This is a genomic window from Streptomyces zhaozhouensis (assembly GCF_900230195.1).
GTDB lineage: Bacteria > Actinomycetota > Actinomycetes > Streptomycetales > Streptomycetaceae > Streptomyces > Streptomyces zhaozhouensis.
Genome location: NZ_OCNE01000028.1, coordinates 1 through 23,651, shown reverse-complemented (window position 1 = coordinate 23,651; position 23,651 = coordinate 1). Strand labels below are relative to the sequence as shown.

The following is a 23,651-nucleotide window of genomic DNA, read 5'->3' as shown; positions in this document are numbered from 1 at the left end:
TCCTCTCGCCGTTAGAGCTCGTAACACGATCATGGTGTGCGGTGTTTCAGGCGTCGCCAGCAGATGAGGCCGCTGGCGAGGGAGACGAGGGCGTTGTGCAGGTCGAGTCGGCGTTCCCAGCGGACGGCCAGGCGTTTGAACTGGTGCAGTAGGGCTAAGGTCTGCTCGACGACGTAGCGGAGCTTGCCCAGGCCCTCGATGTTCGGGCTTCCCTTGCGGGAGATGACCGGCAGGATGCGGCGTTTCCGCAGCTCACGGCGGTTGGTGTCGCTGTCGTATCCCTTGTCGCCCAAGAGGGCGTCAGGGCGCTTGCGTGGGTGTCCGACTCGACCGGCGACGGGCGGGATGCCGTCGACCAGGGCGAGGTTCCGCGTGACGTCGTTGACGTTGGCGGCGGTGGTGATCACCTTCAGCGGGGTGCCGTTCCCATCGCAGATCAGGTGGTGCTTGCTGCCGGTCTTGCCCCGGTCGACCGGCGACGGGCCGGTCGCCTCGCCCCCTTTTTCGCCTTCACGTGGGAGGCATCCACGCAGGCTCGCGTCCAGTCGATCTTCCCCGCCGCGTTCAACTCAGCCAGGAGTATGCGGTGCAGCTGGTCCAAGACGCCGGCCTCCTGCCATCGCCCCAACCTGCGCCAGCAGGTCTGGCCGGAGCCGAAGCCCAGTTCCAGGGGCAGTTGCTGCCAGGTGATCCCGGTGTACAGCACGAACAGGATGCCTTGCAGGCACCGCCGGTCGTCCACCGGTCGCGGGCCCGGTGACCGCTCGGGCCACTTCGGCAGCAGCGGCTCGATCACCGCCCACAACGCGTCGTCCACAATCCACGGCCTGCTCACACCATCACGAACGGCCCAATCCTCACACCGGACACGGCCACCAGCACCGCATCACAAGATCGTGTTACGAGATCTTAGTCGACGCCTGCGAGAATCAATGGCCCCGTTTGGCGGGTTTGCTGATGTTGTGGAGGGAGGAGCAGGGGTCGGGAAGGCTTATCTGCGCGGTTGGCCAAGAAGTTCCTCGTCCTGGCTGCACTGCTGTGGTCCATGGTCTGTGCCCAATGTTGGAGTCGGTCCGTCAGGGTGTTGTCGGAATCAAGGAAGGATGCCAGAGCGGTGGTATCTTCCTCCTCCCTGGCTCGCCAGTAGGCGTGGGCCATTTCCTTCCCTACGAGGTTGATTAGGGCTCGTTCTGCTGCGGTGAATGACTCTGGGCATCGAGTGCCGAGCAGGTGTTGCCAAATTGCCCTGCTCGTGGCTGCACGGGGCGTACGAAAGAGTGGAATCACGAGGTCGAAAGAGTCCGCCCACACCACCACAGCCCTTTCCCGCAGTCGCTTTGGTGTGGAGGGGTGAAATGATTTCGCTTCGATTCTCTGGTACTCCCAGAAGCTGTTGACGGTGTTCGTCATAACGACAAAGTCAGCCATCGCAGAGGTTTTTCCAGTGCCTGGTGCATGTGTCGTGAAGCTCTCATGCGTTGGCGTGGTCGCAGACTCTGGTGGCTCGCCATCGTGCTGGGCTTTGCCGATGATGTGGTGCGCTTGTCGCTGGGCTTCGCCGATGATGCGGTGGGCTTCCTGTCGAGCGTCGGAGATGATGCTGTCGGCCCTGTGGCGGGCGTAGGCGATCTCCTGCTCAGCGGCACGTTGGGCGGCACGTTGGCCGCTGTCCGACTTATGTAGAGAGTCACGCCAGGACGAATCGGAGGGCAAGGGGATTCTGGCCGAATCCGGAGAGGGGATGGTGAAGCTTTCCTGCTCTGCTTTCTCCGTGTCGGACGAAACGTCCAGGGTGTTAGTGTCCGAGACTGCGGCGTGCAGTTCCCTGGCATCTTCTAGTTGCCCGGTGGCTTCCGGAACTCCATAGCGTACCGCAGTCCTCAGCCATCGAATTGCCAATGTGAGATTGCCACGTTCGAAGTGCTCCAGGCCCAAGGCGTGTGCGTGAGCGCCGAGTTCGGCTTCCTCGGCCAACAGTCGGGTTCGATCGACACCAGCGGAATCAAGAGTATCGACCTCAGCGAGCACGGCGGCAAAGCCGGCCTCCAGAACGTCGTCGGAGTAGCTAGGAGTTTGTCCACGCAGATCAGCGAGCATTTCGCGAATCAGGTCGGGGTGATCGTCGTAGTTCACTTGCGCACCTCCTTGCGGGTGGTCCTCGCGGATGAGGGGACGACGGTTCTGGAATAGCCGGCCAGGCCGGAAGCGGTACGCAGCCGGGCGATAGCGTTGCTGAGTAGTTTCTTCACGCCGTCGTCGCTGATGCCCATGAGCGCGGCCACCTGTGTGCGGGCCAGGTCATCGACGTAGCGCAGATGGAGAGCTTCCCGCTGGCGGTGGGGGAGCCGTGCCAGAGCACGGGACAGGTCGACGTGGGTATCTACGTGCTGTGCCATGTCCGACTGCCAGTCGGCCAGAGGCACGCGCTTGGCCAACTCCTCCTCTGCGGGGAGCTCCTCTCCGCAGGAGCCGCGAGTCTTGTACCAGTCGCTGAGTCGGCGCCGGGCGATGACATACAGCGGCGCGACCGGGTCGTCGTACGTCCGCTGGTATCGGTCCCAGTTGGACAGGTAGGCCACCCAGCTTTGATGGGCGAGCGCTTCGGCCTCTCTCTCGTCGCCAGTCCGCCGGAGGAGGAAGCCCACCAGGCGTGAGTGGTGAGCGCGGTAGAAGCCCGCTTGGGCGTGAGTGCCGCCCTGTCCCTGCCGGGCCTCCGACGTCACCCGTGCCACTCCGCCTGGGCGTCATCTGAGGCGAGGGTGATCGTCCACTGGCCGCCGGCTCCATCCCGGTGGGTGACCTGCCCGGCCCGCCCGCTGTCAACCAGCGTGTCTGCCAGCTCCGTCATGGTGCGGCGTTTCTCTCGTTCCATCGCCACCGCCCCGCGCACCTGGATCATCTCGGTCGCCAGCCTCCGTACCCCGCCAGGCGGTCGGGCGAAGAATTCGCCGTCCATCTGGTACCACTCCCTCCCTTGACGTGCCGTCATAAGGGAAGTCTCCGAACGACCCAGAAACGGGTAGCGTGACGTGCGACACACTTCTTCGTTCGGTGCGGCTCGACCGTGGACCCGCCGCGCTGCAGCCTGACGCGCCCCGGCCTTCCCGGCGGGCTTCGCCTCCCGCCCGGTCGCGCGGCGAGCCTCCCCGCCATGGAATCGTACGCACGTACCATTCTGGGTGTGAGTCAGCACGACTTCCCCGCCGACCTGGTCGCCGCCGAACAGCAGCGCCAGGAAGCCCTTCTCGCCCTGCGCCAGGTGCCGCCGCGGCCGTGGACCGACGCCGCCGGTACCGTCCACCGGGCCGACACCGGATGGACCCCCGACGACGGCGAGCGGGAGGCGCGGTTGTGGGAGCGGCTACGCGAGCTTTCCATCACGGTGGGGGATCACCCCCACTGGAGCGAGCGTGGTGACGACGTCGTCGCCGCCCGGATGCGCCTGAAGCAGCTGGCCGGAGAAGGAGGATCAGCCGAGCCGGCTGATGCGGTCTCCTGATCCGGGGGCGGGTTCCAGCCGGTCCACCGAGACAGGGACCTCTCGGCTGCTCCCGGGCGGCCTGATCCAGGCCCTGCGGATGGTGATCCTCGCACCGGGTTCCGCCGTCGTCGGGTTTCGAGTCACCCCGCACAGCAGACCAACCACCCCGCTCTCCGCGTCGCGCACCAGCGTGTGGAGCAGAGGGTGATCTTCGTGGCCGTAGCCGAGGTCCCGGCCGCGAACGCTCACGACCTCGCCTGCCCGGTAGCGTCCCGTTCCGCTTCGGCTTCGTCGGCTCGCCGATACACCTCGACGAACCGGCTCAGCACCCGCTCGCTTCCGGCGACGAACGCGCCCACCGCGCCGATCGCGCTCACCGCGATGGCGAGGGCGGCGAGCGCCCCGCCGGTCACCGCGTGCCCTCGGGGCGGTCCAGTTGCCCGTAGGCGGCCTCGACCCTGCGCACGTCCTGCACGCTGCCCACCGCGCGGTAGCCGGCCACCGCGAGCTGGAGGTGGTCCAGCCCCTCCTCTCCCCGGCCGACCAGCAGCATCGCCCGCCCCGCCCATTCCAGGCAGCGTGCCTGCCAGGGGGGCGACCCCAGGCGCGTGAACTCCTCGTGCGCGTCGAGGAGGAGACCGAGGCCGCGGTCAGGGTGTCCGGCGTGCACGTGCGCCCGACCGATCGCGGCCAGGGCGCGGGCCGCGTCGTGCGCGCTCTCCGCCCGGAGCGTCTCGCGCGCCGCTGCCAGAAGGTGCACGCCGTGATCCCAGCGGCCCGCCTCGACTTCCACGAGCCCGAGCCGGACCTTGATGAGCGCCACGCCCCGCTGGTACCCCTCGTCGTCACGCAGCCGCATCGCCTGATGAAGCAGCGCCCGCGCCTGGGACAGATGCCCCTCCACGTGCTGGATGGCCGCCAGGCCGTACAAGGCGTCCGCCACGTCCAGCGGCTCCTGGTCCGCGCGAGCCGACTCCAACGCCTGCCGACACCACGCCCCAGCCCGGACGAGGGCGCCCTCCTGCCGGTAGCCGGATGCTCCGACCACGAGCATCCGACGCACCGCAGGCTCGTGCCCGTCCTGCTGAGCCGCGGATACCCCCACCGTTCGGTGCGCGTCCCACACCGGGGCAGGACACAACCACACCAGCGCGGGCCACAAGGAGTCCACTACCTGCCAGGACGTGCCCCACCAGCCGCGCAGGTGCGCGACGTTGGCGGCCGTCAGGAGCGTGTCCGCCCGCCGCCGCACCCACGCCACCGCGCCCGCCGTATCCCGCCACGGAACATGTTCCAGGTGAGCGAGGGTGTACTCCCTCCGAAGGCGCCGGCGGTAAGGCACCAGCGCGGCTTCCGCCTCGCTCGCCGTGGCCAGCAGGCTCTCCACCCAGCGCCGGGTCATCGCCGTCCGCTCCGCATCGGTGCCGGACGTCATCTGCGCATGACGCAGGACCTGGGTGTCAGCCGGCCGCACTCCCGCCGGGTCGTCTCCGACCCACTCGACCAGCCGGCGGTCCCGCAGCGACGCCATCGCGCTTTCGGCCGCCCTGATCGACAGGCCCCCGGCGGCAGCGAGATCCGCCGCATCTGGGTGCGTCATCTCTGCGAGGGCACCGAGGGCCCGGTAGGCGCGACCGGCTTCTGCGGATAGGCCCGCGACGACGTGGTGCACCTGGTGGTTCACCGTTCACCTCACGATCGGAGAGGGGGGTGGTCGCCCTCAGTCCACCGTCCGCTCGCATGGGTTCTGGCTGCTCGGACCGGACTTCTGACCGGACATCTGTGATGGCTGTTCTCGCCCGGCCCTGGCCAGATCTGGCTACCGTGGTCGTGTATCGCCGGAGAAGGGGAGGGGATGCCGTGGCCGTTCCACGCGTACTGGCTCAGGCACGCCGGGCGGCTGGATATACCCAGGAGGCGTTCGTTGCCGAGTTCCGTGCCGAAGCCGAGCGCTTAGGTGCCAAGGCGTCCTTGACGGTCCGCCAGCTGAGTCGGTGGGAGAACAGGTCCCCGCCGCCCCTGCCCTACCCCGCCCAGCAGCAGGTCCTCGAAGCCGTCCTCGGGCTGCCGCTGCAAGACCTCGGGTTCGTCGTCCCGCAGCACCGCCGCACCACGGCGCCGGTCGGCCACGATGGAGAGGTGAGACGCAGAAACCTGGTCCTCGGCGTCCCCAGCGGGATCGCGGCAGCCGCACTTCTCCCGGCCCTCTCCGGCCGGGTCGGCGCCGGCGACGTCGCCCGCGTCCGCGCCGAGCTGGCCGCCCTCTACCAGGTGGACCACCAGCACGGCGGCATCCCCGCCCAGGCCCGCGCCGCCGCCCTCGCCCAGCACATCACCCACGCCCTCGACACAGCCGCGCTGACCCCCTCGGTCGCCCGCGACCTGGAGACGACGCTCGCCGAACTCGCATGTCATCGGGCTTGGTTCAGCTACGACGGACCCGAGAACCTGGCCCGCGCGGCATCCACCGAGGCCATCACCACCACCCAGCTCACCGACCACCCCCTCCTCCAAGCACGTGCCCTGGCCACCCACTCCCTGGTCGCCATGCGCACCGGCCGCAGATGGGAAGCACGGTCCGCCGTTGAGCGCGCGCACCAGCTGGCCCGCACCGCCGGCGCCGGCCCCACCGTCCACCTCGTCATCGCCCTCCGAGAGGCCGGCGCGGCCACCCGAGCCGGAGACCAGACCACCGCCCGCCGCGCCCTCAGCCGCGCCACACACCACCATGCACGCGTCGACCACGACCAGGACGTGCCGGCCTGGGCCCGATTCGCCGGCCAGGTGGAAGTCGACTACGCGACTGCGGCCTGGCACCGCCACGGCGGCCGACCGGCCAAGGCAATCCCCTTTCTCCGGGCCGCCGTCGCCCAGCTCGGAGCCGGCTACACCCGCAACAGCACCTGGTACCGCTCCCGCCTCGCGATCACCCTGCTGGAGGCCGGCGACATCGAGGAGGCGTGCGCGGAGATCGACCGGGTACTGGACACCGCCGGCCAGGTCGCCAGCCGCCGACTCCGCAGCCGGCTCGGTGAGTTCGCCGCCGCCGCCGCGACCACCGGGGCCGCTGCAGCCACCGACCCGGTCGACCGCATCCGCGCCCTGCTCCGGGAGGCAGCGTGACCCCCGCCGACGTTCGGATCGAGGCCCTGGACGGGCCGGCCGCCGCCGCTGTCCAAGACGACATCACCCACGTCTACGCCGAGGCGTTCGCCGAGCCGCCCTATCTCAAGACGGCCGCCGACGTCGAAGCGAACGCCCGCCGCCTGCGCTCCCAGGTCCGCAAAGCGACGTTCCGGGGGGCGCTCGCCCGCACCATGGCCGGCGACCCCGTTGGCATCGCCTACGGGTACCCCCTCAGCCCCACCACCGGGTGGTGGGACCGGCTCGCCACCCCGGTCCCGGACGAGATGAGGCGCGAGGACGGCCGCCGCACTTTCGGGCTGATCGAGTTGGCCGTACTCCCGGCCTGGCGGCGCCAGGGCATCGCCCGCGCCCTCCACACCATCGTCCTGCGCGATGCCCCGGAAGAACGCGTCCTCCTCAATGCGAGGCCAGACGCGCCGGCCGCCCAGGCCGCCTACTGCTCCTGGGGATACCGCCGGGTCGGGTCGGCGTATCCGTGGGACGGAGCCGCCCTCCACGACGTCATGCTGCTGACCCTGCGATAACCCACCTGGCCACCGTTCAGGACCGCCCGCTTCGACGGCGGATGGTCACCGTGCTCACCGCGATCGCGGTGGTGACAACGGCGAGGACCAGGAGGCCGGCGCCCGCGCCGGAGACGACGCCTACCGCGTGCGCGACCAGCGCCGCGGTGGTGGTGACGGCGGTCAGCGTTTCGCGCCTGAGTGGTATGACCACCTCCCAGCCCGCCCCACTCGACCTGTCCTGCTCATTCGGCGTCGCCACGGCGATCTCCCGCGTCTCCTCGACCACCCCGTGTGGGCGGCGTTCACCAGGGACCGTACTCCGCTCTGTGACCCCCTGATCGCAAAAAACGTCCCGCGAGGCTCAGTTACTACACATCAATGGCTGGTACGGCTCGGCCGGTGAGGTCTCGGGTCCACTCCGGTCGCCGGGTCATCTCCGCGAGGAGGCCGCGCTCGTGGAGGGCGTCGCCGAGCGCGCGATGCGGGCCGCCTGCCCGCAGCCGGGTGCTGGTGCCGAGCCAGCGGGAGCGGGCGGCCATCAGGCAGGTCCAGGTGTCCGGGGCGACCAGTCGGCCGGGCTCCAGCCCGAGCGCCCGGGAGTGATTCCGGAGTACCCGTCGGTCGAACTCTTCGTTGTAGGCGAGAACTTGCCGACCGGCGACGGCGGCCTGGAGCTCGGGCAACACCCGTTCCCAGGTGGGGGCGCCCGCTGTCATCGTGTCCGTGATGCCGTGCACGCGCTGCGCCTGGCGGGGGATCGGGACGCCTGGGTGCACCAGTGTGTCGAGCAGGGTGGCGCCGGTCGCTGCGTCCACCACGGCCACCTCTACCGCCCGCGCCTCGTAGTCCAGGCCCGTCGTCTCCGTGTCCACGACGACGGCCGTCCCGGGGTGGAGCATTCGCCAGGCCCAGTGCATCGTCTCGCCGACCGGGCCGAGGAGGACCAGGCGGCGGGCGACCACCGCCCGCGCCAACCGAGTCGGAAGCGCCGCCGCCACCTCCCCTCGTGTCGGGCCGCCGCCGGTGCGCGGCCAGTCCACCGTCCACCGGTCGGCCGTCTCGCTCCACCGCGCCCACGCGTCCACCCCGTCCGCCCGCAGCCGCGCCACCAGCTCGGCGACCAGGCGGTCGCGCTCGCCGGCCGGGCCGGCCAACTCCCGCCAGGGCGAAAAGCCGCGCCGGGAGTTCCGGGCCGCCGCCCAGTCCAAACCGGCGTTCCCGAGGAGGAAGTCGACATCGCCGGAGGCGAAGCGCACCGGCCGGTCGACGTCGCCGCCGTCGACCGGCGCGAGGAGCCCGGCCTCGACCAGGTGCTCCACCTCCCGCTCCCGGCGCAGTCGGAGGCGTTGGGCGGTCTGGCGCCAGCCCAGGGGGCGGGCGGCCCGCGCTCGATCCGCGCCGCCGCCGGCCAACCACGTCTCCACCGCGGCCTTCTCCCACCGGCCCAGCAGTCCCGGCTCGATACCGTCCGCGCGGGCAGCGCCCTCGAACTCGGTCGGCCGCAGCTCGGCGAGGTCGGCCGCCTCCCGGGGCGTCAGAGACGCGGCCGTCCAGACCTGTCGCTGAGTGATCGCCTCCCGCAGGCCAACCGCCAGCTCGGAGTCCGGTTCCTCGCACGCCGCCTCGTCGTAGAGGACATGGCCGCGCCACTCCCCGACCCGCGCAAGCAGGCCGGCCTCCGCGACCACCTCGACGTCGACCCGGTGAACCGTCACCCCGTACTCGCCGGCCAGCCGCAGGGCCAGCCCGAGGCGTTCGGCCGCACGGCGCGCGCCGATCCCCCGCTGTTCCTGGCCGTGGTCGTCACGGTCGTCGTCCAGCCACGTCACCAAGGGCGCGTCCACGCTCAACCCTCCCGGTCATCTCGATCCCATGCACTCCCAGCATGGCCGCCGACACTGACAGTTCACAGACGGATCGCCCAACTCACCGCCGGACCAGGCGAGTTCCTCCTTCGCCCCTCACCTGTAGGTATTCTCTGAAAGAATCAATGATTCTCGGAGGGAATGTGACCGGTACGGAGCATGTTTTCTTGCTCACGGTGGGTGCCTTGATGCGTGCCACCGGAGAGACCCAACGAGACCTGGCGGCCGGGATCGGGCTGGCGCAGTCGCAGGTCAGCAAGCGTCAGAGTGGCATTACCGCGTGGGATCTCGCCGAGGTGGACGCCGTCTCCCGCCACTACGGCATCCCCGTCCCCGACCTGTTCGCCGGCGTCGAGCACGCCGTGCACAAGCTCCCCGCTCACCGCCGGGCGGTGACGATCGGTGGTACCCAGACCGCGCTCACGGTCCAGGGGCGAACGGCGGGGGCCGCGATGAGGCGGGCGGCCCTCGCGGTCGGCAGTCAGGGGTTGGTGAAGTTGAGTTGAGGCTGCTGGGGCTCGCCCCCTGTGGCGCGTCTCGGTAGGGGCGGCAGCCGGGCCGGACGGAGAGCGCGGAGCGGCGCCGGATGGATCTGGACAGGTTAAATGAATGGGTTAAAGGATGGGGTAAGTGGCTGCTAGGGTGAGGGTATGCCTACCGAGGAAGAGTTGTTCGCGTCCGTGGACGCCTTGCTGGAGGAAGAGCCGCAGTTGCCGCCTCCGGTGGAGCGGGCCCGGTTGCGGGAGGCCGCCGGCATCACCCAGGCCCGCCTCGCCATCGCGCTGAAGACGTCGACGCAGACGATCAAGAACTGGGAGAACGGCAGGAGTGAGCCCAAGCCGCCGCGTCTGGAGGCGTATCAGCGGCTGTTGAACGGGTGGGCGGCGAAGCACCCCGCCCACGGCGCCCCCGGCCCCGCTCCGGTTCCGGTCGCCGCGCCGCAGCCGGAGGTGCCGGCCACGTCCACCGGCCCGACCGTCCCCGAGCCCGCTCCCGAGGCGCCGGCCGCAGCACCGACACAGGCCCCCGCAGCCCCGGCCGCTCGCGAGCGTGCCTCCCGTCCGGCCGTGTCGATGTCGCGTCGTCCGGCGAAGGGGAGGGCGAGCAAGCCGCCCGCGCCCACGGTCGACCCGCGCTTTCCACACGGCCCCCTCGCCGTGCTGGACGGCGACGGCCGCGCCTACGCTGCGGATGGGATCGTGTTGGACTGCCCTGCGACCACCGTTCCCGCTCTGGTGGAGTGGACGCTGAAGGAGTCGGGGCTCGGCGCGGCGAAGCTCAACCGGCACGGGAAGGACTCCGACCCGCTGGTCGTGTTGACCGCATCGGCCGCCGTGAAGCTCGGGCTGCCCGAGCGCCTGGAGGGCCACGAGCAGCGCCGCTCTCTGCGCCTGCCGGAGGACCATCCCGTGCTCAAGCAACTCGCCCACGGAAAGTGGCAGTTGACGCAGCGCGGGTTCGGCCCGTGGGCGCGGGTCTACCGCAAGGCCCAGGGCCGCGAGCGGCAGTGCGTGCAGCTCGCCATCCTGCCCTGGGGTGCTCTCGATGACCGATCCTGGCCCGGCGTCGCGGACATGGCCTCGCCGGAGATCGCCCGCGTCCTCAGCGTCTACGCGGCCCGAGTGATCACCCCGCGTGGGTCGACGGCGGTCTCCGGCCTGGAGTTGATGACCGCGTTGCGCCCGCCGACGAAGGCGGTGCGGGACGAGGCGACGGGGAACTGGGTGCCCGGCCACAACCCCGGCTCGCTGGGCACCCAGCCCGTGGACCCGGCGCCGCCGGAGGGGCAGCCCGAGCATCCCGCGATCCACCGAATGGGGTGGAAGGGCGGCTTCCTGCATGAGGAGGCGTACCAGTGGGTCCGCCCCGTCGAACTGCTCACCGACCAGGAATGTCTGCTGCCCTGGGCTGTCGGCCTGGACCTGAACACCGCGTTCCTCGCCGCCGCCGCCCGCCTGACCGTCGGCCTTTCAACCCCCGAACACGTCCAGCAGCCGGCGTTCAGCTCGAAGACCCCCGGCTCCTGGTACGTAGACCTTTCCCACATCGAGACTGACCCGCGGCTGCCCTCCCCGTTCACCCCCACCGGCCAACGTCCCACCGGCCCCGCCTGGTACCAGACACACACCGTCGCCTACGCCCAAGCGCTCGGGCACGACGTCCACCCGATCGAAGCCTTCTTGCGGCGGGAGACCGGCGCCTACCTTGACCCCTGGCACGACCGGCTCAAGAACGCCTACGTCGACACCCTCGCCGACCTCGGCGTCACCCGGGACCTGAACGACGTGGAGTTCTTGGCGGCGATGGAACGACACAAGGACGTCGACCCGGCGATGGCCGCCGTGCTGGCCGCCATCAAGGCCACGGTGAAGGGCGGCATCGGGAAGCTGTTCGAGAACCCGCAGGGCAAGACCTACAAGGCCGGCGAGCCGTGGCCGGCCATGATGCGGCCGACTTGGCGGCCGGACATCCGCGCCGCCGTCATCTCCAAGGCCCGCGTCAACATGCACCGCAAACTCGCCAACACCGCCCGGTTCACAGGGCTGTACCCGCTCGCCGTACTCTCCGACTGCGTCGTCTACCCCAGCCCCGGCCCCACCCCACTCGACTTCCTCCCCTACGCCACCTCCGGCAAGCCCCAACCCGGCGCCTTCCGCCTCGGACCCACCCCCGGACTGGCCAAACTGGAGGGTGTCCAGGAGATGGCCTGGGCCGTTGACCTGATGGAACAGGGCCTCAACCCCGCCCGCCACATCAAGGGCGGCGACGCCGTCCTGGACGAAGGAGAGTAGAGCCGTGGACGAGATCGCCGACGCCCTCGCCCGCGCTGACCAGGAGGCGTTCACCCGCGAGCCCCCGAAGACCCTCAAAGGTCGAGTCAGTTACCTGGTCCGGCAGTTGGGCAGCGCACGGGCCGTCGCCGCCGAGATCGGCGTCACCCCCGACTCCATCAACCGCTACCGCCGCGGCGCCCGCAAGAACCCGCCCAAGGCCGTCGCCGACCGAATCGACGCGGCCGTCCGCGCCCGCTGGCAACCCGGAGTCCGCGCCCGCCGGCGGCGGCGGGCCGCCACCACGGGCGGTGTCACCGTCGAGACCCGCGCCCGCTTCGGCTACACCGCCCCCATCGGCACCACCGACGACGGCCGCTTCCGCCGCCTGACCGTCCACCTCCCACCCCAGTACGCCGACCGCCTCTTCACCGCCCGCGACGCCGGAGCCGGCGACAACCAGCTGCGCGCCATCGTCGCCGAGGGCCTACGCGACATCTACTTCCAGGACGGCGGCACCCGCGCCCTCGGCCTGTCCGACGTCGCACTGACCGACATCGACTACCTCGACCTGGAGTTCTGAACACCCCTCAGGCACCGCCCGGCACGCTCCTGTGACTGAGTGCTTCAGTTGGCCAGTGAGCGTGCGAGTTGGCCGTTCGAGCGTTCCATGTCGATGCCGTGGACGAGCTGCTCGGCAAAGACGTCAAGCAGTGGCTTCATCTGCTGGTAGAGAGGCACCTTGTTCTGCCGGATCCAGTGCCCGATGCTGAACCGGTCTTGGCTCCATGCCGTGTCGAGCTCGGCGTTGTTGCGGGATTCGGACGGTTGTGGGGCGACTCCTCGATCAGGCCCCCCGGCCGCACGTCCACCAGCCAGCAGGCTCCCGCAGCGAGCACGAGGAAGTCCGGGATGTGCGAGCCCTTCCCCTCCGAGGAGAAGAACCGCAGGCGAAACGGCTGGGACAGCACCTCATCGAACCCGCCGACGAAGTCCAGGACCAGCAAAAGCCACCGCTCGGCCAGGCTCTCGAATCCGTGCTGCCGCCCGGTCGACACCAGGCACTCCAGCCCCGGCCGATGACGCTGGCCGGCCCTCCAGGAAAACCGCCTCACCGGCACCGACGCCATCGCCGGCCCGGCCGACAGATCCTTTACCGGGACGACGACCTCGGACGTACCGGCCTTCCACGTCACCGTCCACGTGCGCGGCCATCGCGGTCCCAGATCCAGGCACTCGGTGGCCCGACTGGGCAGCGCGTACGGCAGCACGAGCTCATCCAGCTGGCAGGAATGCGACCACACCGGAGCTTCCGGTACGTCGACGCCCGGTACATCACCCATGGCGACAGCACACTGCGCGGACGAGCCGTGCGTCGAGGAAACACGGAAACCAACATCAACAACCGTGACCTGCTGGTAACCTGCCCCGCCAACACTTACTGAGCTTGAACTCGTGATGTCGTCTTCGGTGATGAGGGGTTGATGGCCAGGCCGGTCTCGGTGAGGCAGCAGTCTATGAGGTGGCTGCGGTACTGGATGTGGCGTAGGCCGCGTCGGATGCGCTGGGTGAGGTGTTCGGGGGTGGTGAAGGCGACGTTGGAGAGCCAGCCGCGTCGTAGGAGGGACCAGATGCCTTCGACGGGGTTGAGGTCGGGTGCGTAGGGCGGCAGGTAGTAGATGGTCAGCCAGTCCCGGGCTGCCGCCCATTCCCGCAGGTCGGCGGCCTTGTGGACGTTCAGGTTGTCCCAGACGAGCACGATCGGGCCGCCGAGCTGCTGGTGTGCTGCGGTCAGCAGGTCCCGGTAGTCGCGCCAGGAGAAGCTCTTGCGGCCGTCGCGGTTGCCGTCGTCGCGGCGGGGCCGGTAGATCAGCCGCGAGCGGTGGCCGGGTCTGTAGCAGGTCAGCGCGGCGATGGAGATCCGTCTGCGGGATCGGCCGCAGACTCGGACGACCGGTGTCCGGCCTCGTTGCGACCAGGTCTTGGACTGCGGCGGCGTCATGGAGAATCCGGCTTCGTCCTCGAAGACGAGCCAGGCTCCACGGGCCGCCGCGAGTCTTCCGCGCGGGGCCATACCTCCTTGACCCATCCCTCGACCGCGTCGTCGTCCCGCTCGACGGCGCGTCGGGCCGGGACCTGGCAGGACCAGCCGTTGCGCACCAGGAGCTTGCGCACGCCCTGGATGGTGTAGGTGAGGTGGAAACGTCGGCCGATCACCGTCTTCACACGGCCAAGGGTCCAGCGTTGGTCTTCCCAGCCGTGCGCCGCCGGACCCTTCGCGAGTTCCGCCTCCAGCTGGGCGAACTGCTCCTCACTCAGCCTGGGCAGCGACGCCGGTCCCTGCGACCGCAGAGCACGCGGACCACCCTCATCCCATGCCTGCCGCCATCGCTGCACCGAGCGGACGCTGACCCGCAGGTCCTTGGCGATCACCGCACTCGCCTCGCCCTGGGCGAATCGTTCAGCAGCTCGCAGCCGTAACTCCTCGCGGAACCGCTGCCGTTCGGCAGTCAGCCCGCCCCCTTGTGGATACCGCATGCCCCGGTGATACCGCACGGATGACGAGGTGTCAGCCCCCACGACTCCACGAGTTCAAGCTCAGTAACTGGCCAACTGAAGCGCTCAGAGGCACCCTTGTTGAGCGGGTTTGCTGCCAGATCTGACCCCGACCTCAGGATTCCCTGATCCCATGCTTGGCCGCCTGCTCGGGTGTGTAGAGGTAGAGACTCTCGCGAAGCGCGTCGGCCAACGCTTCGAAGGCTTCCCCGTTCTGCGGCTGGGCGGGTGGGGGGAAAGGTAGGTCGCTGGAACGACGCGGCCAGATCCGGGCGACGGAGAGGTGGAACTCACGCGCGTGCTGGATGACGACGTCCACGGCCGGGAAATAGACGTAGATGCACAGGTGCCCGATCTTCATGGGGCAGAAGAACCCCACCGGCTGGGGGGCGCCTGGAGCGGATACACCGGTGAGGTCGATCCTCACGGTGTGACTGGTGACAATGGGATTACGTTCGGGGCAGGACCCCAGCCAGACGCGCGTCCCACCAGGAATGGCTCGGTGAGTGCGCATTCTCCGGAGCTGATGGGACGGCAGGAGGGGCTCCTGCTGAACCTGGTCGGCCATCATCGCAGTTTTTGTGGCCCAGAGCGCGATCTTTCGTTGCCGCTGGAGGGATATGAGGTCAAGGTCCTGCCGAATGATCAGTGGCTCGAGGACACCCTTGGAGGATGCTTCAAGCTTCGACATCCAGCCGTTGTTGCACGGGGCACACACCTTCTTGACCGTAAAGTCCAGGCCCAAGCTCTCTCTGGTCACCTCATAGGCGCCCGCGCCATAGCGGGCCTGTTCAGTCTGCTGCCGCCCGGGAGGAAGATACTGGTTCAGCCACTGAGGGAAGACATGCTCTTTGGTGACGGGAGATCTACCGCAGAAGACACAGGACATCAGCAGATCGTAGCGGCCGAGCTTCGGCGGGATCGCCCCGCCGAGGTCCACTGCGCCGCGGTGCTCACGCCGCCTCGCCCGAAGTGCTCAACTGGCCAACTGAGGCGCTCAGTCACAGGCACACGTTCGTTTCCAGGGGGAAGAAACGGAACACGATGAAGGTCACCGCCATCTCGTCCCTGGAGTCGTCGCAGTATGAGTACATCCTCGGCCGGATCGTTGACGCCTTCATGGCCGCATTGCGCCCACGGCGCGGACCCGGACACCGACCCTGTCGGCTGCCGGGGCATCCGAGTCTCTGCTTTCGCCGGCCGGGCGATCCCGATGCGCTTCTGCCTCGCTCACCTGAGCGAGGCCTCCCGCGATATCTACCTGAGGAGCCTGACTCCTGGCGCTAACATCGACCTCCGGGGTACAACCTTCACCGAAGACCTTCTGACCCGGCTCCTGACCGCTCTCCAAGACCCCACCACACAGCGCCCCCACCTCGGCGACGCCAGGTTCCGCGGGGCGCGATTCGGAAGCAATGCCGACTTCCATGGGGCACGTTTCGATGGCTCTGCCGACTTCCATGGGGCACGTTTCGATGGCGTGGCCAGGTTCGTCAAGGTGCAGTTCACCAGCGGTGCCCACTTCTATGGGGCGCGTTTCGCTGGCGAGGCAGGGTTTGGCGGGGTGCAGTTCACCGGCATCGCCAACTTCTACGGAACGCGTTTCGATGACGAGACGAGCTTCTACGGAGCGCGCTTCGCTGGCAGGGTCAGCTTCGGCGGGGTGCAGTTCACCGGCAACGCCAACTTCTGCGAAGCGCGCTTCGCTGGCGTGGCCAGCTTCGACGGGGCGCAGTTCACCACCCATGCCCTGTTCGACGCGAAGTTCACTGGCGAGGCCAGCTTCAGCGATGCGCAGTTTGCTGGTGGCGCCTGGTTCGAGCGGAGCCGGTTTTCTGATCACGCCAGCTTCAGCGGGGCGCGCTTTGACGGCCCCGCCTGGTTCGGCGAGGTGTGGTTCGCCGGTAACGCTGACTTCGTCGCAGCGCGGTTCGTGGGGAGCTTCTGGGGTCCTGTGACGTGTGTTGGGGTGTTGGACCTGTCGGGTGCGGTGTTCGAGGTGCCGGTGACGTTGGATATTGCGGCGCGCCAGGTGCTGTTCATGCGGACGCGGTGGGAGTCGACCGCCACCATACGGTTACGTTACGCCTCCGTGGATCTCAAGCACGCGGTGCTGGCGGCTCCTGTCGCGGTTGCCGCCCACCCCGCCCCCTTCACCTCGGCAGAGGGCAGGCTGGTGGATGAGGGTCCGCTGACCGACCCCGCAGGGGTACGCGTGGTGTCGGTGCAGGGCGTGGACGCTGCGCTGCTGGTACTGACCGATACAGACTTGTCCGACTGTCTGTTCTCTGGGGCCTTCCACCTCGACCAGCTCCGTCTCGAAGGCCGCACGGTCTTCGCGTCACCGCCCACCGGCTGGCACCTCCAAGGCATACGGCCGGTGCGCTGGACACGCCGGCGTGTACTCGCTGAGGAACACCACTGGCGAGCCCAGACCGCCGGCCAGCCACCCCCGCCTCCAGGAGTAACGCCGCCGACCGACCGGTGGCGTCCGGGCTCGGACCACCCCGACCCGGAACTCACTCCCGACCCAGACGACGTCGCCCCCCTGTACCGGCAGCTCCGAAAGGCCTTCGAGGACAGCAAAAACGAGCCCGGCGCCGCTGATTTCTACTACGGCGAATGCGAGATGCGCCGCCACGACCACACCGGCACCCCACGAGTGGAACGCGCCCTGCTGTGGGGGTACTGGCTGCTGTCCGGCTACGGCCTACGCGCCTCCCGCGCCCTGGGCTGGCTTGCCGTATCCATGCTCGCCACGATCGTTCTGCTGATGGGCTTCGGCCTGCCGGCCTCCTCCCCGAAACAGGAAGCCACCGGCACCGTCCCACCCAGCGGAGGCGAGGTCACCCTCACCATCGACAAACAACCCCCGCAAAACCCCACCGGCGACAGATTCACCAGCGACCGCTTCGAGAAGGCCCTGAGCATCACGCTCAACTCCGTGGTCTTCCGCTCCAGCGGACAGGACCTCACCACCGCCGGCACCTACATCGAGATGACCTCCCGCCTCCTCGAACCTACTCTCCTCGCCCTGGCTGTCCTGGCCGTCCGCGGACGCATCAAACGCTGACCAAGAGCCCGCCTCGCGGGCCAAGTCCGCCGCTGGATCTCGGACGGGGCTCGGGTGCCGGCCATCCCGACGGCCGGCACCCGAGCACGGTCATCGGGCGAGTTCCACGGTGACGGCCTGGTCTTCGCAGCCGGCGGCGGTCTCGTTGATCGCGGTCAGCTCGGTGTTGTCGATGGCCAGGTCCCAGCGGGTCTTGATGGTGACCCAGTCGGTGACGTACCGGCAGGTCGCGGAGTCCGCGGGCGGCAGCCACTCGGCAGGGTCCTTGTCGCCCTTGGATCGGTTGGACCGCGCGGTCACCGCTACCAGCGACCTCTCGTCACCGAGATCGTTGGCGTATTCCTCCCGCTCGGTCGCGGTCCACTCGCTGGCGCCCGAGTCCCAGGCTTCCGCGAGGGGGACCATGTGGTCGATGTCGAGGGAGCCTGCGCTCGTCACGGTGACCTCGTCGTACCAGGACAGCCACTCGCCCGTGTTGGGCGTGATCGAGCACCGGCCGGTCACCTCGGGGGCGACGACGGCCTCCTCCAAGAGGGTCTCGGCGCGGGCGTTGCATCCGTCGCGGTCGGCGTCCACCCAGTGCTTGAAGGCGTCGCGGTCGTAGCCCGTGCGGTCCTCGTCCTGGACGGGCAGCTGGCTGATGAGTTGGGAAAGCGGGGCGGTGACGGTGTCGCCCGGCGCGGCGGCCGCAGTGGGGGCGGGCACCAGGACGAGGGCGGGCACGACAGCGGCGGCTGCGATGGCGGCCCGTAGCAGGGCGGTAGAAGGGGTGCGCATGCCCCGTCTACCGCTCCGGCCGGCCGGGAAGTGACGGCCGGCCGGAGCGTTTCACCCACCCGAGCGGTTTCCCGGCCCGGGTACGGGGCCGGGGCGCGCACCTGCCCGGAGGTTGGGGCGGCCGCCGGTGGTGCGCACGCGGGGCCGGGTGGCCGGTCCGCCACCCGGGGCGAGTGGTCTCGTTGGGCCGGGTATGACGTCCAACAGCGAGGTGTCCCTCCAGCTCCATACCGACCGGCGTCGGGAGCAGGCGGACGAGGATCTGCGCGCGCAAGCCGAAGAGTTCGCCGATCGGGCGTGTGAGCTGGCGGACTCGACTGCCCGGTGGACGCCGCCGGCCGTCGAGGAGGCTCTGGCGGCCGTCGACATCGTGGCCGAGGCCCTGGGGCAGCTGGGCCCGGCCGCGGTGGCTGCGCTGGCACCGGTCACGGCCGGCACCGCCGAGATGCGGCGGCTGGTCCAGGAGGCGGCGCTGCCGAGGCCGGCATCGAGCCGGCCGGCGGTCAACGGGGTGCCTGTGGCTCGGTCTCCGCGTCGAGGGCTGGGCCCCGGGTGGCGGGGCATTCGGACTCCCGGCCGTCCACCACCGTTGTGAGTCGCAGGGAACGCGCAGGGAGGAGCTGACGACGGCGGATGGTCCCCGCGTCCGCGTGGTCCTCCCCGATGGGCAGCAGGTCTACGCCGTCGTCCACGCCCGGCGCCGCGAGTCCGGCCTGGGTGACGGCGGTTGGTGGTACCGGCTCACGCTCCCGCTCTGGTCCGCTACCCACCTGCCCGGTGACCGCCTGCTCGCGGAACCGTTCACGGTGGAGTGGTGGGCACCCGCGCACGTGTGCACCCCGCTGAAGGGGCAGGACTACGACGAGGTGGTCACCGAACCGGCCCAAGGAACTGCCGCCCGCCCGCGCTGGGTCCTCGAAGACGTCCTCAACCCGAGCCCCGACGCGCCCGAGTTGGTAGTGCACCGGGGAGATTGCGCCGCCGGCCAGGGGCCGCTCCGGCCGGCGACCGCCGAGCAGGTACGCGAGGCCGCCGCGTCTGGCCGGACTGCGCGCTGCTCGATCTGCTCCCCGCCGACGTGAGAACGATTCGAGAACTGCGTGAGGCGCCGAGCTGTACACCAACGGTGCGGCGGGCGCCCCCAGTGCAACGCCGGCGACGCCGTCCTCCGTGGTAGCCAACTCGTGTTGTCGCGAGCGGAGATACCCGTTCGCTCGGCCCGTCGCAAAGAGCAATAATTGCTGCTCATGAGCTATGCAAGCCCGTTCGGTCGACTTGACGCCGACCACGACAGCGTGGCGCACACGCTGTGTCTGTCGCGCACCCACTGCGTGAGCGCGCCGGAGGAGACTCTCGCGGAGTACCACCAGGCCGCAGTCGCCGCGATCGAACGCTCCGCGCCCCAGCCGGCGTTCTTCCTCGCCCGGCAACTCGCCGAGTTGACCCTGAAGGCCCTTCACACCAGCCCCTACCGGTTCACCCACCGCCTGGACCAACTCTTGGAAAGCCTCGCCGAAGCCGGCGACGACCTCCTGGCCGGCGGGAGCGAGGAGAACGACCTGGTCGCGTTCATCCGCGACCTCGACGCCTGCGATTCCGCCGGCGACGAAGGCCGCTACCCGACCACTCGCAACGGCACTCCCGCCCTGGCCAATGTGTGCTGCGCCGACCCCGCCCTACTACGCGCGCTGGTCGACCGCCTCCACACCTACGCACAGACGAGGCTGGCCCTGCGACAGGGCGCCGCCACCCCATAGAGGCCCTCTGGCCCGCGACTCACCAGCCCCTGTGGGGACGTACGGCGCCCAGTTGGACCTCGCGCCGGCATTCCCCACAGTCGGGCAAGCCCTCCACCCGCTGGCCTTCCTCTTCCGCCCACCTGAAGCCACACAACGCCATGAGCAGGCCCCCACCCTCATCGGAGATCGCATGGGAGCCGTGGCCCGGAACATCCCACGTGCCCGTGGTCCCGCCGTCGTAGGGCGCGCCCTCTGGCCACGCGTACACCGCTTCGGTGGTGGTACAGCGCATCCGGAGGTCAGGTCCCTTCCAGCGAGCGCCCTGCCGCGCTTCGGCGCCGGCATCGACGGCGTCTGCCAGCCGCTCGAAGGACAGGTCGTAGTCCTCCATGTGGGCCCAGCTGTCGGGAGCCTGTTCACGGACCAGCGAACGGAACATCAGCAGCAGCCGCGACAGGTCGTGCTGCCCGACCCGGACGGTGTTGCTCTCGGCGTCGTAGCCGTGCAGGGCCTGGGCGTCAGTCATCTTGGGCATCACACTTCTCCTCGTCTACGCGCTGGTGGGCTGAGTGTGCCGCGACCGCGTGCCCTCCCAGCTTTCCCTCGCCGCATCCCACCCGCTGCATCCGAGGAGCGGCCACCGCAACTGAAACTCGGTGCAGCCCCTGGTTCAACGGGGATGCAGGGGCGCGCGCAGCGCTTGGTCCTACAGCCCCAACTCCTCCAGCACGGCTTGTTGTTCGGGCGGCAGGGTGTGGCGCCTGCTGCGCATGTTGGAGCGCCAGACGCCCAGCTTCACCGCGACGGTCTGCGGCTCCTGGCCGTCTCCGTCGTCGGCGCCGGCATCGAGGGCCAGGTGCTCGGTGTGTCCTCGGGGGACGGTGAGGTGGCCTTCGCGGGCGAGGTATTGGCGGGCGGCGGCTACCCCTCGCTCGAACGCCGCGCTGCCGCGCCCTCCGGCGCGCTTCCCGGTCGCAGGCAGACCGCCGGCAGCCGTAGGCCCCGTGCCTTCCTCGCCGGCCGTCGCCGGGGCCGGCGCGGCCTTCGCGGGCGTCACGGCGGGTGTTGTTGCGGGCGGGGTGATCCCGAGTTGTTCCAGGAGCTCCCGCTGGCCGGGGAGGAGCTTCGCCCACACCGTGGGCTGGGTCTGCTTGGTCAACCAGCGCCCGATGTCCATGCCGTGGACGGTGACTCCGGGATCGACGTGGATCGGGCCGGTCTCCTCGGCGATGAGGTCCTGGAGGGCGGCGTAGTGGCGTTGCCAGCTCGCCGGCCAGGCCGGGTTCCAGTGCGGGTCGATCGCGCGCAGCGCCGTCTCCCACTCGGGGTGCCCGTCCAACGCGCCGGGTCGGCGCAGGTTGCTCAGCCACTGTCCTACGGGCTTGTCGAGGGCTACGGCGGTCCTCGGAGCGCAGAGGGTCAAGCGCTGCTCGTAGTACGCCCGCGCGGCGGCCAGGTTCTCCTGGAACCGCTCGTCGACCTCGGACCACACCATCTGGAGGTCTTCCAGCCGGCGGGCCCGCTGGCTGCTCATCTCCCCGGCCCGGTAGGCGCGCCGCTGTTCCGCGACCCACTGCCCCAGGGGGAAGGCGCCCTCGCGGTGGCCGTAGGGGACGCGGGCGTGCTGCTCGCGTTCGACGTACCGGCGGAGGGCTTCCCAACCGCGGGCCCAGTCCTGACGCTCGGTATCGATCACGTTGAAGCTGACCCACCGCGCGACCATCGCCGGGTCACGCCGCGCCGCGAAACGCAGCAACAGACGAGATTCATCTTCGCCTTCCTCTGGTTTCGGACCGATGAAGATCGACGGCTTCACCATGGCCTTCTGCCGTTCCTGTGGAATGGCGAGCAGTTCCACAGCTTCCTCATCATGAGCCCGCAGCCCTGCCAGTACCTTGACCAGCGGCCGGTACGAGCTGGAGGTGAACATATCCTCCGGAGCTTCATCGGGCTGGAGAAAGACCGGCACAATCAGCGAAGCGACTTTCCCCTGCCCGGGCTTTTGCCGCAGAGCGCGGCCGATGGCCTGGACGATGTCGTGCGGCGCGCCCTTCGGGTCGATCAGGGCGACGCTGTCCACCGCCCGGATGTCGACGCCCTCGCCGAGGACGCGGCAGTTGGACAGCACCGCGCGCCGCGCGGTGGACCCGAACTCGGCCAGCACCGGCTGCCGGCGCTCAGGCTCGTGCTCGCCACACAGCCAGTCCGCCCAGATCTTCTTCGGGTACGTCTGGGACTGGTCGGCGTGGAGCTTGCCCGCGACCGCCTCCAGGCCCTCGGCGAACGCCTGCGCCTCGATGGTCCGGTGGTGGAAGGTGATGCATGTGCCGAGGTTGTGCTCGGCCATGGTCCGCAGCAGGCCGGCCTGCAAGGCCGCCAACCGCTGCCCGCGCACCTCTTCGTCGTGCCGTTCCTCACTCATCAGCCGCGCGGGCGTGACCACCGGGTCTTGGAGCTCCAACACGATGATCTGGTACCGCGCCAACAGGCCCCGGGTGACCGCGGAGGCCAACGACAGCTTGTAGAGGACCGGCCCGAACACGGCCTCGTCGTCCATGCTCGCGGCCAACTCCTTCGGCAACGGATCGCGGACCCCCTCCGCCACCTCCCAGTGCGGGGCCCGCTCCTGCCAGATCCGCGGCGTCGCCGTCAGGTACAGCCGGCGGGCTGCCGGGATCGCTTCCTGATCGTGCACCCGCGCCCACCGCTTCCCCAGGGAGCCGGAGGTGCGGTGCGCCTCGTCCACCACCACCAGGTCCATCGGCGCCAGCTGCTGCCCGTAGCCCCCCTCGAACGCCTCCTCTAGCACCGGAAGCGAGGCGTAGGTCGCGAACATCACCACCTGGCCGGTGCCGTGCCACAACGACAAGCGGACCGGGTTCGTCGTCGAGCGCACCCCCAAGTTCCACAGCTGCGGGTCCTCTTGGAGAGAGCAGACGGCCACCGCCGGCCCGGTGTGCCCGACCCGCCGCCACTCCCGCACCGTCTGGGACAGCAGATCCAACGTCGGCACCACCACCAGAATGCGTCCGCGCGGCAGCATCTCCCTCGCGGCGAACGCCGCCATGATAGTTTTTCCCGTACCACACGCGGAAATGACCTGCCCCCGAAAGCCATTTGCAGGGATTCCGTTTGGAGGGATATCGAAACCGCGCACAATGGCGTCAACAGCCTCGATCTGATGATTTCGGAGATCGCGTCTCGACATAGCCATGGGAAAGACTCCTCGCGAGAGGGCAGGGGCTGAATTCGTGGACCCGGTGGTGAGCCTCTGGACCAGAGCATACACAGTGCATCACCTCGATGCATCACCATGGGTACGCGTTCACCCCCACGCATGACAAGCTGTCGCATCACTCTCTATACGCGCCCATCGCGTGATAGTGTGGGTCGGGCTTGCCCCCTCCGTGTGACCCTCTCGGGTCTCTCCTCCGATGTGCGGTCGAACCCATCAACTCCCCCCCTCACTCACGCGTCACCCGATGAGGGGTGGTGGCCTGAACTCCCAGCCTCTACACGGTGCATCACCAGCGCACGGCACCCTCCCCGTAGCCAGCTTCTTTTAGAGTCCCGCTTGCGGGACTCCGCCTTTTCGCGCTTGCGCGAAAAGGCTTCACTTCGCTTTCGCATTCCGCTTGCGGAATGCGTTTCCCGCGCTTGCGCGGGAAACCGCGTCGCCGCTTGCGGCGACGCACCCCTATTGCGCGGCTTGCCGCGCAATAACCCGCTCCGCGGG

Annotated in this window: 24 protein-coding genes; 10 read left to right on the top strand and 14 right to left on the bottom strand. The window is 69.4% G+C overall.

Annotated elements, in window-relative coordinates:
• Positions 1 to 29: 29 nt before the first annotated feature.
• The 4 genes from CRP51_RS26455 to CRP51_RS26440 form a co-directional block, all read right to left on the bottom strand.
• Positions 30 to 835 (bottom strand): IS5 family transposase gene (locus CRP51_RS26455; protein ID WP_097233876.1). Its coding sequence is split into 2 segments (ribosomal slippage): positions 30 to 499 and positions 499 to 835, totalling 807 coding nucleotides; the frame shifts between segments, so codons are not numbered across the junction.
• Positions 836 to 909: 74 nt separating this feature from the next.
• The gene (locus tag CRP51_RS28585; protein WP_141514669.1) at positions 910 to 2,133 is read right to left on the bottom strand and encodes a DivIVA domain-containing protein; all 1,224 of its coding nucleotides are present in this window, start codon (positions 2,131 to 2,133) and stop codon (positions 910 to 912) included.
• A complete protein-coding gene (locus tag CRP51_RS26445) occupies positions 2,130 to 2,723 on the bottom strand; it encodes an RNA polymerase sigma factor (RefSeq protein WP_170970687.1) in 594 nt (197 codons plus the stop codon). The genes CRP51_RS28585 and CRP51_RS26445 overlap by 4 nt, the downstream gene beginning before the upstream one ends.
• Positions 2,720 to 2,956 carry a hypothetical protein gene (locus CRP51_RS26440; protein ID WP_097233873.1) on the bottom strand — a complete coding sequence of 79 codons (237 nt, stop codon included), beginning with the start codon at positions 2,954 to 2,956 and terminating at the stop codon, positions 2,720 to 2,722. Before CRP51_RS26440 ends, CRP51_RS26445 begins: the two co-directional genes overlap by 4 nt.
• A gap of 225 nt (positions 2,957 to 3,181) precedes the next feature.
• Between CRP51_RS26440 and CRP51_RS26435 the strand changes: the two genes are divergently transcribed.
• A complete protein-coding gene (locus CRP51_RS26435; RefSeq protein WP_097233872.1) occupies positions 3,182 to 3,499 on the top strand; it encodes a DUF8825 domain-containing protein in 318 nt (105 codons plus the stop codon).
• A gap of 227 nt (positions 3,500 to 3,726) precedes the next feature.
• Here the strand turns inward: CRP51_RS26435 and CRP51_RS29025 are convergent, their stop codons facing one another.
• Positions 3,727 to 3,894 carry a hypothetical protein gene (locus CRP51_RS29025; protein WP_170970686.1) on the bottom strand — a complete coding sequence of 56 codons (168 nt, stop codon included), beginning with the start codon at positions 3,892 to 3,894 and terminating at the stop codon, positions 3,727 to 3,729.
• A complete protein-coding gene (locus tag CRP51_RS26430) occupies positions 3,891 to 5,081 on the bottom strand; it encodes a hypothetical protein (protein WP_141514668.1) in 1,191 nt (396 codons plus the stop codon). Before CRP51_RS26430 ends, CRP51_RS29025 begins: the two co-directional genes overlap by 4 nt.
• Positions 5,082 to 5,305: 224 nt before the next feature.
• On the opposite strand from CRP51_RS26430, the gene CRP51_RS26425 reads away from it, so the two are divergent.
• Both CRP51_RS26425 and CRP51_RS26420 read left to right on the top strand, forming a co-directional pair.
• Positions 5,306 to 6,604, top strand: coding sequence for an NsdA family TPR-like regulatory protein (locus CRP51_RS26425; RefSeq protein WP_500691307.1), 1,299 nt, complete (start codon positions 5,306 to 5,308; stop codon positions 6,602 to 6,604).
• Complete coding sequence (locus CRP51_RS26420) at positions 6,601 to 7,152, top strand: GNAT family N-acetyltransferase (protein ID WP_245880819.1); 552 nt, start codon at positions 6,601 to 6,603, stop codon at positions 7,150 to 7,152. The genes CRP51_RS26425 and CRP51_RS26420 overlap by 4 nt, the downstream gene beginning before the upstream one ends.
• 16 nt (positions 7,153 to 7,168) lie before the next feature.
• On the opposite strand, the gene CRP51_RS26415 is transcribed toward CRP51_RS26420, so the two are convergent.
• The gene (locus tag CRP51_RS26415; RefSeq protein ID WP_097233870.1) at positions 7,169 to 7,420 is read right to left on the bottom strand and encodes a hypothetical protein; all 252 of its coding nucleotides are present in this window, start codon (positions 7,418 to 7,420) and stop codon (positions 7,169 to 7,171) included.
• Positions 7,421 to 7,502: 82 nt separating this feature from the next.
• Entirely contained in the window at positions 7,503 to 8,978 is a 1,476-nt protein-coding gene (locus CRP51_RS29235; protein ID WP_212616012.1) for a 3'-5' exonuclease, read from the bottom strand.
• 209 nt (positions 8,979 to 9,187) lie between these two features.
• Here CRP51_RS29235 and CRP51_RS29230 point away from each other — a divergent pair, with 209 nt between their 5' ends.
• The 3 genes from CRP51_RS29230 (at position 9,188) to tpg (ending at position 12,353) form a co-directional block, all read left to right on the top strand.
• Positions 9,188 to 9,505: a helix-turn-helix domain-containing protein gene (locus tag CRP51_RS29230; protein WP_212616010.1), complete on the top strand. Its 318-nt coding sequence runs from the start codon at positions 9,188 to 9,190 to the stop codon at positions 9,503 to 9,505.
• A 144-nt stretch (positions 9,506 to 9,649) separates the two neighbouring features.
• On the top strand, positions 9,650 to 11,791 hold the full coding sequence (gene tap, locus CRP51_RS26400; protein ID WP_097233869.1) for a telomere-associated protein Tap: 2,142 nt from the start codon (positions 9,650 to 9,652) through the stop codon (positions 11,789 to 11,791).
• A 4-nt stretch (positions 11,792 to 11,795) separates the two neighbouring features.
• Positions 11,796 to 12,353 carry a telomere-protecting terminal protein Tpg gene (gene tpg, locus CRP51_RS26395; protein WP_097233868.1) on the top strand — a complete coding sequence of 186 codons (558 nt, stop codon included), beginning with the start codon at positions 11,796 to 11,798 and terminating at the stop codon, positions 12,351 to 12,353.
• Between the two features lie 136 nt (positions 12,354 to 12,489).
• On the opposite strand, the gene CRP51_RS29225 is transcribed toward tpg, so the two are convergent.
• The 3 genes from CRP51_RS29225 to CRP51_RS26375 all read right to left on the bottom strand — a co-directional run bounded on the left by CRP51_RS29225 (position 12,490) and on the right by CRP51_RS26375 (position 15,266).
• A complete protein-coding gene (locus CRP51_RS29225; RefSeq protein WP_212616009.1) occupies positions 12,490 to 13,113 on the bottom strand; it encodes a hypothetical protein in 624 nt (207 codons plus the stop codon).
• Between the two features lie 95 nt (positions 13,114 to 13,208).
• Positions 13,209 to 14,308 (bottom strand): IS630 family transposase gene (locus CRP51_RS30295; protein WP_439333214.1). Its coding sequence is split into 2 segments (ribosomal slippage): positions 13,209 to 13,859 and positions 13,862 to 14,308, totalling 1,098 coding nucleotides; the frame shifts between segments, so codons are not numbered across the junction.
• 133 nt (positions 14,309 to 14,441) lie between these two features.
• On the bottom strand, positions 14,442 to 15,266 hold the full coding sequence (locus CRP51_RS26375; protein ID WP_097233866.1) for a hypothetical protein: 825 nt from the start codon (positions 15,264 to 15,266) through the stop codon (positions 14,442 to 14,444).
• A gap of 144 nt (positions 15,267 to 15,410) precedes the next feature.
• On the opposite strand from CRP51_RS26375, the gene CRP51_RS26370 reads away from it, so the two are divergent.
• Positions 15,411 to 17,399 carry a pentapeptide repeat-containing protein gene (locus tag CRP51_RS26370; RefSeq protein WP_097233865.1) on the top strand — a complete coding sequence of 663 codons (1,989 nt, stop codon included), beginning with the start codon at positions 15,411 to 15,413 and terminating at the stop codon, positions 17,397 to 17,399.
• A gap of 90 nt (positions 17,400 to 17,489) precedes the next feature.
• Here the strand turns inward: CRP51_RS26370 and CRP51_RS26365 are convergent, their stop codons facing one another.
• Positions 17,490 to 18,176: an HNH endonuclease family protein gene (locus CRP51_RS26365; protein ID WP_097233864.1), complete on the bottom strand. Its 687-nt coding sequence runs from the start codon at positions 18,174 to 18,176 to the stop codon at positions 17,490 to 17,492.
• A 193-nt stretch (positions 18,177 to 18,369) separates the two neighbouring features.
• Between CRP51_RS26365 and CRP51_RS26360 the strand changes: the two genes are divergently transcribed.
• From CRP51_RS26360 to CRP51_RS26350, 3 genes are all read left to right on the top strand, one after another.
• A complete protein-coding gene (locus CRP51_RS26360) occupies positions 18,370 to 18,771 on the top strand; it encodes a hypothetical protein (protein ID WP_097233863.1) in 402 nt (133 codons plus the stop codon).
• A 55-nt stretch (positions 18,772 to 18,826) separates the two neighbouring features.
• A complete protein-coding gene (locus CRP51_RS26355) occupies positions 18,827 to 19,258 on the top strand; it encodes a DUF6233 domain-containing protein (RefSeq protein ID WP_097233862.1) in 432 nt (143 codons plus the stop codon).
• A gap of 165 nt (positions 19,259 to 19,423) precedes the next feature.
• Complete coding sequence (locus CRP51_RS26350; protein ID WP_141514666.1) at positions 19,424 to 19,933, top strand: HEPN domain-containing protein; 510 nt, start codon at positions 19,424 to 19,426, stop codon at positions 19,931 to 19,933.
• A 19-nt stretch (positions 19,934 to 19,952) separates the two neighbouring features.
• On the opposite strand, the gene CRP51_RS26345 is transcribed toward CRP51_RS26350, so the two are convergent.
• Both CRP51_RS26345 and CRP51_RS26340 read right to left on the bottom strand, forming a co-directional pair.
• Complete coding sequence (locus CRP51_RS26345; protein ID WP_245880817.1) at positions 19,953 to 20,450, bottom strand: hypothetical protein; 498 nt, start codon at positions 20,448 to 20,450, stop codon at positions 19,953 to 19,955.
• A 171-nt stretch (positions 20,451 to 20,621) separates the two neighbouring features.
• On the bottom strand, positions 20,622 to 23,123 hold the full coding sequence (locus CRP51_RS26340; protein WP_439333218.1) for a helicase associated domain-containing protein: 2,502 nt from the start codon (positions 23,121 to 23,123) through the stop codon (positions 20,622 to 20,624).
• Between the last annotated feature and the right edge of the window lie 528 nt (positions 23,124 to 23,651).

Excerpts from the sequence above, each read along its gene's own strand:
- CRP51_RS26350 (WP_141514666.1), top strand. The coding sequence starts at position 19,424 with ATGAGCTATGCAAGCCCGTTCGGTCGACTTGACGCCGACCACGACAGC.
- CRP51_RS26370 (WP_097233865.1), top strand. The coding sequence starts at position 15,411 with ATGAGTACATCCTCGGCCGGATCGTTGACGCCTTCATGGCCGCATTGC.
- CRP51_RS29230 (WP_212616010.1), top strand. The coding sequence starts at position 9,188 with ATGCGTGCCACCGGAGAGACCCAACGAGACCTGGCGGCCGGGATCGGG.
- tap (WP_097233869.1), top strand. The coding sequence starts at position 9,650 with ATGCCTACCGAGGAAGAGTTGTTCGCGTCCGTGGACGCCTTGCTGGAG.
- CRP51_RS26365 (WP_097233864.1), bottom strand. The coding sequence starts at position 18,176 with ATGCGCACCCCTTCTACCGCCCTGCTACGGGCCGCCATCGCAGCCGCC.
- CRP51_RS26360 (WP_097233863.1), top strand. The coding sequence starts at position 18,370 with ATGACGTCCAACAGCGAGGTGTCCCTCCAGCTCCATACCGACCGGCGT.
- CRP51_RS26440 (WP_097233873.1), bottom strand. The coding sequence starts at position 2,956 with ATGGACGGCGAATTCTTCGCCCGACCGCCTGGCGGGGTACGGAGGCTG.
- CRP51_RS26345 (WP_245880817.1), bottom strand. The coding sequence starts at position 20,450 with ATGCCCAAGATGACTGACGCCCAGGCCCTGCACGGCTACGACGCCGAG.
- CRP51_RS29225 (WP_212616009.1), bottom strand. The coding sequence starts at position 13,113 with ATGGGTGATGTACCGGGCGTCGACGTACCGGAAGCTCCGGTGTGGTCG.
- CRP51_RS26430 (WP_141514668.1), bottom strand. The coding sequence starts at position 5,081 with ATGACGCACCCAGATGCGGCGGATCTCGCTGCCGCCGGGGGCCTGTCG.
- CRP51_RS26340 (WP_439333218.1), bottom strand. The coding sequence starts at position 23,123 with ATGTCGAGACGCGATCTCCGAAATCATCAGATCGAGGCTGTTGACGCC.